Origin of the sequence: Alistipes sp. CAG:268 (assembly GCA_000434235.1) — a bacterium.
Lineage (GTDB): Bacteria > Bacteroidota > Bacteroidia > Bacteroidales > Rikenellaceae > Alistipes > Alistipes avistercoris.
The window spans coordinates 1-8,097 of sequence record FR891994.1; the positions used below are offsets into that span (position 1 = coordinate 1).

The window sequence follows — 8,097 nt, forward strand, 5'->3', positions numbered from 1 at the left end:
CCGCCAGCCGAAACGGCCGGCGTGGCGGTGGCGGCGAATGCCGCGGAAGCGGGGGAGGAGAGCCCCTTCCTCGAGCTGACTCCCGACGGGCGGCCGATTGTCGCTGATGATGAGGCGGAGCCTGAACTCCTGTCGGCCGACGACGGGGAGTTCACGGAGGTGGATCTCTCCCGTTCGGGCGACCGCGTGGTCATGGGCCGCGGCGGTCTGGTCGAACTGGCGCGGCCGTCCGTTGTGCGGCAGCCGGTGCAGGAGGGCCCGTTCACCGAAATCACCGTGGGCGGCGATTCCTCCGAGGGCGGGGCTTCCGCCCGCAGCGCAGTGCAGGAGACCGTGCGGCGCGGCCCGTCGTATGCCCCGCGCAACGACGAAGACCGCCCCGTCTTCGAGGAGTTCACGACGGCAGCGGACGATCCGGCGGACGCTCCCGAGCCGCTGCAGGGCCCCGGGCCGGACGTGCATCCGGTGGCCGGGATGCCCTCCGAAACGGCCGCGGCGCCCGCCCACGATGGCGGGGAGACGACGCAGGGGGTGGTGGTCACGGTCGAGGCGCACGAGGCGCGGATGGTCGATGAACGCAAGATCCCGACCGAGAGCTACGATCCGCTGAAGGATCTGGTCAATTACCGCAAGCCGCCCGTGACGCTGCTCGAGGACTACATCTCCGATTCGGAGGTCTCGGACGAGGAGATCTTCGAGAACAAGACCCGCATCGAGGAGACGCTCAAGTATTTCGGCATCCCGATCCAGCGCATCAAGGCCACGGTGGGCCCGACGGTGACCCTCTACGAGATCGTGCAGGCCCAGGGCGTCAAGATCTCGAAGATCCAGGGGCTGCAGAACGACATCGCGCAGAGCCTCAAGGCCGAGTCGGGCATCCGCATCATTGCGCCGATCCCCGGGCGCGGCACGATCGGCATCGAGGTGCCGAACCGCTGCAAGCAGGTCGTGTCGATGTATTCGGCCATCCGCTCGCTGCGTTTCCAGGAGTCGAAGGCCACGCTCCCGGTGGTCATCGGGCGCACGATCCAGAACGAGAACTTCGTCTTCGACCTGGCGAAGATGCCCCACCTGCTCGTGGCCGGAGCCACGGGTATGGGTAAGTCGGTGGGCCTGAACGCCATCATCACCTCGCTGCTTTACCGTATGCATCCGGCGCAGCTGAAGTTCGTGATGATCGACCCCAAGATGGTCGAGTTCTCGCTCTATGCCAAGATCGAGAAGCATTTCCTGGCCAAAATGGAGTCCGAGGAGGAGGCCATCGTCACCGACCCCAAGAAGGCGGTCTACACGCTCAACGCCCTCTGCACGGAGATGGACACCCGTCTGGAGCTCTGCAAGAAGGCCGGGGCGCGCAACATTGCCGAGTACAACGAGAAATTCACCGCGCGGCGGCTCAACCCGATGAACGGCCACCGCTTCCTGCCCTACATCGTCGTGGTGATCGACGAGTTCGCCGACCTGATCATGACGGCCAAGGAGGTCGAGATGCCCGTAACGCGCCTGGCGCAGAAGGCCCGCGCCATCGGCATCCACCTGATCGTGGCCACGCAGCGCCCGTCGGTCGATGTCATCACCGGAAAGATCAAGGCCAACTTCCCGGCCCGCATCGCCTTCCGCGTGATGCAGATGATCGACTCGCGGACGATCATCGACCGTCCCGGCGCCGACCAGCTCATCGGCCGCGGCGACATGCTTATCTCGAAGGACGGCGAGCTGACCCGTATCCAGTGCGCCTTCGTCGATACGCCCGAAGTCGAGCGGATCGTCGATTACATCTCGAAACAGCAGGGATACACCGAGGCCTATGCACTGCCCGACTATACGCCCGAGAGCGCCGGCGGCGAGGGCATGGGCAGCAGCGAGGAGTCGTCGGCCCCGGTCAAATACGACACGCTCTTCGCCGAGATCGCCCGTGAGGCGGTGTCGGGCGGACAGATCTCCACGTCGATGATCCAGCGTAACTACGAGGTGGGCTTCAACCGCGCCGGGCGGATCATGATGCAGCTCGAACGGGCCGGCATCGTGGGCCGCCAGCAGGGGGCCAAGCCGCGCGACATCCTCTTCCACGACCTGCCGTCGCTCGAGGCAAAGCTGCAGGAGTTGGGGTTGTTCTGACACGCGGCGGAGGTGCGCGGACCATGCAACGAAAATACAAGACTGAGATGATGAGAGGAATGAAAGCAATCGTCTGGATGGCGGCCCTTCTGGGCGGAGTGTGCGGCGCATCGGCGGCCGACCGGGCCGGCGATCTGCTGCGCGGGATCTCCGACGGGTTCCGCGCCATGAAAAGCTATGCCGTGCGCTTCGAGGTCGCAACGGCCGATTACCGCTCCTCGGGGAGTTATGTCGTCGAGGGCGAGGCCTACAGCCTCGAACTGGGCGATGCCGAGGTCTTCTGCGACGGGAAGGTCCGCTACGAGGTGGACAACGGCCGTCGCGAGGTGACGATCCTCGATGTGGACCGCCGGAGCCGCAACATCCTGAACAATCCCGTGCGGGCGTTCGACTTCATCGGCAGCGACTACTCCTGCGAACTGCTTTGGGAGCGCGACGGACAGGCGGCCGTGCGGCTGACCCCGATGGCGGGGAGCGACTCGTCGGCCGGGGAGATCACCCTCGTGGTCGATACGTCACGGATGCGTCCCGTGTCGCTCTCGTACGACTACGACGGCGAGCGGGTCGATGTCGCGATCCGCTCGGTGGGTGCGCCCGATGCCCCGCTGCGGCGCTTCGACCGGAAGGCCTGCGAGGGCTACGAGTTCATCGATTTCCGGTAATCCCGAACCTGTTTCCGCCCCGTATCGGGTGTCTCGAGGGCGGTGTGTGCCGGCTTTTTTTTGACGGAGCCGCCATGTTTCGGTTGGACGGATATGATGCCGGAAACCGGGCATTGCGGCTTTTTTGTATTTTTTAATATCGTTTCTTTTGGGGTGTTAAAAATGTATAAACGATGCTTTATGCATCGTGTTTTTTTCTATATTTGTAACGTGTGTTGAATGGATGTCGGCGACGGGAGGGCCTTGTGAGTCTGAGGCTTGTCGGGTGCAGCCCTGTGTGTAGGGGCGAATCCGGTTCGGACGAGGAAGAGACGGAAAACCAAAATACTGACCCGTATGAAGAGATGGATTTTATTGTTCGCTTTGCTTGGGGCGGCCGCCGTTGCGCACGCCCAGTCTTTTGTGGATAACGGCAAAGGCATGATCTGGCAATTCGAGTTCCGAAACCTGTTCCAGTCGAAAAGCGAGGGAGTCAAGCAGCGCGTGCTCGAGGAGGAGCTGGCGGTCGGGTATAGCTTCGATCCGCGTTTCTCGCTGCTTGTTCCGGTTACGCGGTCGGTCGGGCTGTTCGATGCCGATAAGGCGAAAAACTACGAGGATGCCATGCAGCTCGGGCTGGGTTTCGGCTACGCACCGCTGCATACCGATCACGACCGGCTCGACATTTCGGTCCGGTTCGGCAATACGCTCGGCGGCGACTGGCACTTCCGTTCATACGATGCGGGTGTGCGCTGGCAGTCCGACGTCCTGTGGACTCCGCTTTTTATAGGTGCCGGTATCCGCTATGTCGATGCCTACAAGGGCGGATTTGCGGATTACTGCCATGTCTATCTGTCGGTCGGCGTCCGCATCCTGTGGCATTGCGGGGCCGGGCGTGCGGGACGGTAGCCTGCCCGCCGGGCAGCTCCTGCCGCCGGATGGCGGGCCTGTCGCCGCACCGGTAAAAGACGTATTTCTCCCGACACCCCGTCGGGAGATTTTTTTTATGCCGCCAAATCGCCCGAAAAGGGCCGAAAACAGCCCTTCGCGGAGAAAATATCCTCTCCGGGGGTGTGTTTTCCGGGTGGAAAGTTGCCCGAATCGCGGGAAATTACTATTTTTGTTCGTTAAATTATAGTGTGACGGAACAGCGGAACGGTACGGTTGCCGCGCCTTAGGCTCCGGCACCGTCGGGCTGCCCGTGCGGCAGCCGGCGGGACCACCGGTCCGTCGTGAAGCAGAAAAGTGAAACCTTATGTTGACTGAAGAAGAAAAGAACGCCGGTTTGGTGGGGCGTATCATCCCCATCAATATCGAAGAGCAGATGAAGTCGGCCTACATCGACTACTCGATGTCGGTGATCGTCTCGCGTGCGTTGCCCGACGTGCGGGACGGTCTGAAGCCCGTGCACCGACGCATCCTCTACGATATGAGCGCCGAGCTCAACCTCTACTCGGACAAACCCACGCGTAAGTCGGCCCGTATCGTCGGCGACGTGCTCGGTAAGTTCCACCCCCACGGCGACTCGTCGGTCTACGACGCCATGGTGCGTCTGGCCCAGGAGTGGTCGATGCGCTACCCGCTGGTGGACGGCCAGGGTAACTTCGGTTCGATGGACGGCGATTCGCCGGCCGCCATGCGTTATACCGAGGCCCGCATGAAGAAGATCACCGACGAGGTGATGGCCGACATCGACAAGGAGACCGTGGACTGGACGCTCAACTTCGACGACACGATCCCCGAACCCACGGTGCTGCCCACGAAGATCCCGCTGCTGATCGTGAACGGCGCGAGCGGTATCGCCGTCGGCATGGCCACGAACATGGCCCCGCACAACCTCTCGGAGGTGGTGGATGCCTGCTGCGCCTATGTCGATAACCCCGAGATCACGGGCGAGGAGCTGCTCCACTACGTCAAGGGTCCCGACTTCCCGACGGGCGGCATCATCTACGGCTACGAAGGCGTCCGCGAGGCGATGCTCACGGGCCGCGGCCGCGTGGTTATGCGTGCCCGGACCGAGATCGAGCACACCCCCTCGGGCCGCGAGTGCATCGTCATCACCGAGATCCCCTACATGATCAACAAGGCCGAGATGATCAAGAAGATCGCCGACATGATCAACGACAAGAAGATCGAGGGTATCTCCTACATCAACGACGAGTCGGACCGCAACGGCCTGCGGATCATCATCATCCTCAAACACGACGCCGTGGCGAGCGTGGTGCTCAACACGCTCTTCAAGAATACGCCGCTGCAGACGTCGTTCGCCGTGAACAACATCGCGCTGGTCAATGGCCGGCCCCAGCTGCTCACGATGCGCGACCTGATCCGGCACTTCATCGACCACCGCCACGACGTGGTGGTGCGCCGCACGCGCTTCGACAAGCGCAAGGCCGAGGAGCGCCTGCACATCGTGCTGGGTCTGCTCGTCGCGCAGGACAACATCGACGAGATCGTGCACATCATCCGCTCGTCGAAGACCCCCGACGAGGCCAAGCAGACGATGATGGAGCGTTTCGAGCTGGACGACATCCAGGCTTCGGCCATCATCGAGATGCGTCTGCGCGCACTGACCGGCCTCGAGCACGGCAAACTCGTGGCCGAGCGCGACGAGCTCATGAAGCTCATCGCACACCTCACGGAGGTGCTCGAGAACGTCTCGATGCAGATGCAGATCATTAAGGACGAGCTGATCGAGATGAAGGAGAAGTACGGCGACGAGCGTCGCTCGGAGATCGTCTACGCCTCCGAGGAGTTCAACCCCGAGGACTTCTACGCCGACGACGACATGGTCATCACCATCTCGCACATGGGCTACATCAAGCGCACGCCGCTGGCCGAATACCGCACGCAGAACCGCGGCGGCGTCGGCGCCAAGGGCAGCGCCACGCGCGACGAGGACTTCATCGAGCACATCTACGTCGCCTCGATGCACAACACGATGCTCTTCTTTACGGAGAAGGGCCGCTGCTACTGGCTCAAGGTCTACGAGATTCCCGAAGGCGCCCGCTCGTCGAAGGGCCGCGCCATCCAGAACGTCATCCAGATCGAACCCGAGGACAAGGTCCGCGCCTACATCAACGTCAAGCGCCTGGACGATGCCGACTACGTGAACAACAACTACATCATCATGTGCACGAAGGACGGTACGATCAAGAAGACGAAACTCGAGGCCTACTCGCGTCCGCGCCAGAACGGTGTCAATGCCATCGTTATCCGCGAAGGCGACCAGCTCATCGAGGCCAAGCTGACGAGCGGCAACGCCGAGGTGCTGATCGCCGCCCGCGAAGGCAAGGCCATCCGCTTCAACGAGAACACGGTGCGTCCGATCGGCCGTGTCGGCGCCGGTGTGCGCGGCATCTCGATCGACGAGGACGACGAGGTGGTCGGCATGATCTGCATCGAGCCCGACTCGAAGCAGGACGTGCTGGTGCTGAGCGAGAACGGATACGGCAAGCGCACGGATCTCGACGAGTACCGCATCACCAACCGCGGCGGCAAGGGTGTCAAGACCATCAACATCACGGAAAAGACAGGCAAACTCATATCGATTCAGGCCGTTACGGACGAGAACGACCTGATGATCATCAACCGTTCGGGACTCACCATACGCACGGCCGTTTCGCAGATCCGCCTGGCGGGCCGCGCCACGCAGGGCGTGCGTATCATCAACCTCCGCGAAGGGGACGCCATCGCTTCGGTGATGGCCGTGCCGGCTGCCGGGGAGGATGCAGACGTCGATCCTGCGGGTGATTCGCAGACCGCGGCGGAAGCCGTGCAGGCGAATCCTTCCGCCGAGGAATAACTATTGAGGAAGAGTAATTGCAAACCTAAAATTCAGTTTCTTATGAAAAAGACTTTTGTGACGGCGCTCGCCGCATTGATCCTGGCAGTCCCTGCTGCCGAGGCTCAGAAAGTGAACAAAGACGCATTGCTGGCGAAGATCGAGAAAAGCGACTCGGACATCGCCGACGCAAAGAAAGGCGCCAAGGCCGCAACGTGGATCAACCGCGGCAAGGCCTTCTACGAGGCTGCCGCCGAACCGACGAAGAGCCTCTTCGTCGGCATGGACGCCACGATGCTCAAGCTCGCTGTCGGCGACGCACAATCGACCGGCACCGAGACGGTGAACGGTGCCCAGATGGAGGCCTGGGTCTATCCGTGGTTCACGGTCTACATCGTGGACGGCAAGGTGAAGACCTGGAAGCAGACGCAGTTCGTTTATGAAGGAGCCGTAGCAAAGGCCGTCGAGGCCTACAACAAGGCATTCGAACTCGATCCCAAGAGCGCTTCGAAGGTCAAGGACGGCCTGAAGCAGATCAGCGACTTCTGCTCGCAGGTCGGCAACGCCGGCCTCGACTCGGGCGACTACCTGGGTGCAGCCGACGCCTACGCACAGGCTTTCGAGGCACAGTCGAGCCCTGCCTACGGTGAGGCTGCCGATCCTTCGCTGCTCTACTATGCCGGCTACCTCCACACGGTGGACGGCGCCAACAACCCCGCTTCGTTCCCCGTGGGAGCCGAGCAGCTCTCGAAGGCCATCGATATGGGCTACACCGACGAGGAGGGCAACATCTACTACTACCTGTTCCACTGCTACTACGGCCAGAAAGCTTCGGACAAGGCCTTTGTGGACAAGGCCAAGCAGGCCCTGCTGACCGGTATCGAGAAGTTCCCGAAGAACGAGCGCATCCTCGACGGTCTGGTGCAGCTCTACACCTCGCCCGAGGACAACGTGGGTGACCCGGCCGACTTGATCGCGCTGATCGACAAGGCCATCGAGAACAACCCGACGAACGTCGATCTGTGGTTCGGCCGCGGCCGTATCTTCTACGCGCTCAAGGACTACGACCAGAGCATCGAGTCGTTCAAGAAGGTCGTCGAGCTCAAGCCCGACCTCTATGAGGGCAACTACTATCTGGGTGTGTTCTACACGATCAAGGGCGACGAGGTGAACAAGGAGATGAACGCCAAGCAGTACAGCAGCCAGGCCGCTTATGATGCCGACCTGAAGGCTGTCAATGCGATCTACATGGAGGCTATTCCCTGGCTGGAGAAGGCGCTCGAGCTCAAGCCCGAGGATCCCAGCTCGGTCGAGCTGCTCAAGTCGATCTGCTTCCGTCTGCGCGACGAGGAGGGTATGATGGACAAGTACACGAAGTACAACGAGATGTTCAAGAAGATCCAGGGTCAGCAGTGATTGTCCCGGATTCGATGATTCATCGGGCCCCCGGAAGTTCCTCGGAACTCCCGGGGGCTCTGTTTTTGATGCGGCGGGGCCGCCGGGCGGAGCGCATTTCTGCCGGGGCTGACGGAAAGCCCCGGCCTTTACGGCGGG

The 8,097-nt window shown here is 62.0% G+C and carries 5 protein-coding genes; all 5 read left to right on the forward strand.

Features of this window, described 5'->3' with window-relative positions:
* A partial coding sequence (locus QZL63_RS05090) for a DNA translocase FtsK (RefSeq protein WP_290586081.1) occupies positions 1-2,118 on the forward strand: 2,118 nt, incomplete at its 5' end.
* A gap of 47 nt (positions 2,119-2,165) precedes the next feature.
* Positions 2,166-2,780: a LolA family protein gene (locus tag QZL63_RS05095; RefSeq protein ID WP_022308250.1), complete on the forward strand. Its 615-nt coding sequence runs from the start codon at positions 2,166-2,168 to the stop codon at positions 2,778-2,780.
* Between the two features lie 420 nt (positions 2,781-3,200).
* Positions 3,201-3,668 carry a hypothetical protein gene (locus QZL63_RS05100; RefSeq protein ID WP_290586084.1) on the forward strand — a complete coding sequence of 156 codons (468 nt, stop codon included), beginning with the start codon at positions 3,201-3,203 and terminating at the stop codon, positions 3,666-3,668.
* Positions 3,669-4,014: 346 nt separating this feature from the next.
* Complete coding sequence (gyrA, locus tag QZL63_RS05105) at positions 4,015-6,564, forward strand: DNA gyrase subunit A (protein WP_022308252.1); 2,550 nt, start codon at positions 4,015-4,017, stop codon at positions 6,562-6,564.
* Positions 6,565-6,606: 42 nt separating this feature from the next.
* A complete protein-coding gene (locus tag QZL63_RS05110) occupies positions 6,607-7,959 on the forward strand; it encodes a tetratricopeptide repeat protein (RefSeq protein ID WP_022308253.1) in 1,353 nt (450 codons plus the stop codon).
* Positions 7,960-8,097: the final 138 nt, after the last annotated feature.